Source organism: Yoonia vestfoldensis DSM 16212 (assembly GCF_000382265.1).
In the GTDB taxonomy this organism is placed as follows: Bacteria; Pseudomonadota; Alphaproteobacteria; order Rhodobacterales; family Rhodobacteraceae; genus Yoonia; species Yoonia vestfoldensis.
In genome coordinates, this window is the sequence record NZ_KB908015.1 from 1 (window position 1) to 1,587 (window position 1,587).

A 1,587-nucleotide genomic window follows, 5' to 3' on the forward strand; every position below is an offset into this window, starting at 1 on the left:
CCGGCTGGATGAATTGCTGCCGTGGAACTGGACGCCGGTGGCATCCGTGACGAACAGTCAAGCCGCATAAGCTGCGGTATCAATGGCGTGGTTACCGCAAGCCTTCTTTCAGTCGCGATCAGTTGAACCGCGTGCGGGACATGACAGGCTGGCGTCGACGAACGGGACCTTAACCAAGACCGCCTATAGAAATTGCTGACCCCAAGGCTGCAACACAATTTATGAGTGCCTTAAGGATTGTCGTGTAAGAAAGTGAAAAAGCAAAAGATCAAGACGAACCACAGAGCAAATCCGAGAGGCGATATCTGATCTTCGATCTGTTCGAGATGGCTTTGAGACAGTTTTCGGAGAGAGGTCAAAGATTCAAGGCGAATAAAATTGTAAAGATTTCGGACGACTTCCTTTCACGATGCAATGCAAGTGGAAGTTTGGTCATACAACACGGCGGACAGTCATGACGAATATGCGGCGAACGGCAGATATCAAAACGGCGTGTCGATCTGTGCGCAATCGCAGCGAGCTTTCGCTTCCTCCTGATTCCGCTGGCAGGAATGGCGGCGCGAACCAGCCATTCAGGCGTTGATTGGATGCCGCATAGACGTCTGACCGAACGGGCCGTTCATGTTTCATGCAGTATTTTTGAAGGGCAAAGATTGGCACAGCGGGACGGAACAGCATTTCGAATCAGTTGTGCGGTCCAAATAATCACATGTGAGTATCGACCCAACACCCGAAATAGGCTAACTTTCCAGCAAGTGCCGCAGCTCGTTTCTTGTTTTGAGCCAGAGCGGTTGAAGACGCCGGATGTTCACTGTCCAGAGGCGCGATTTATACCTGTATTGCCATTTTTTAAGATGGGACGTTATGAGTATCAGCACAGCTTCCGCGAGTAGCCAGTTTGAGGCGCATCTCATGGAGGAAGTCATCGCAAAGTTGAAAGTCCTGCGCCGCGCCACTCGTGCGGTGATGCAGCGCTATGAGGGCGAACTGAATCTTTCCGAGGACGAGTCGGCCATTTACGGTCATCTGACCTTGTCCATGGTTCTCTTGAATACCGTCAGTGATCATCTGGCCAAGTCAGATACGTTGCACACGACATGGGATAGCTTCGCGCTCGGGTCTGACTTTGACCTGAGATTGATCCCACTTCTGCAGCAAAACGGGCAAGACGAGCTGTGGGTCGAGTATTTCGAATGTCGCCAGCCGAAGGACTTTTTGGTTTTGATTGCAGGTGCTGCCGCACAACAGCTTGGTGAGGTCGCTCCTGTCATACGTCCGCGAAAGGTTCGTGCGCGTCATGCTTCAAGCGTGACGATGCCTTCTCAGGACGCAACTAGAAAGAAGATCATGGAAATGATCCGCATCCGGATTCTAGCTGGGGATAAAGCAGTCGATAAAACCGAACAGGGCTAGGCGTTCCATCCCGACGGGCTCGCAGCGGCGGGGCGATCGGTCAAGCTGGCCGTCAGTCCTTAACGACGTCAAGCTTTTCGTAAGCGTTCTCAGGAGGGCACTGGGAGTTCAGCTTGACGGCTTGAAGTTCCACGGCAGCAGGTCGTCGATACCGCTTTGTGGGTGACCGTTTGC

At 52.6% G+C, this 1,587-nt stretch carries 1 protein-coding gene; it reads left to right on the forward strand.

The window, feature by feature from the left end:
* Positions 1-912: 912 nt before the first annotated feature.
* Positions 913-1,413 carry a hypothetical protein gene (locus H147_RS0119105; protein WP_162561720.1) on the forward strand — a complete coding sequence of 167 codons (501 nt, stop codon included), beginning with the start codon at positions 913-915 and terminating at the stop codon, positions 1,411-1,413.
* Positions 1,414-1,587 lie beyond the last annotated feature (174 nt).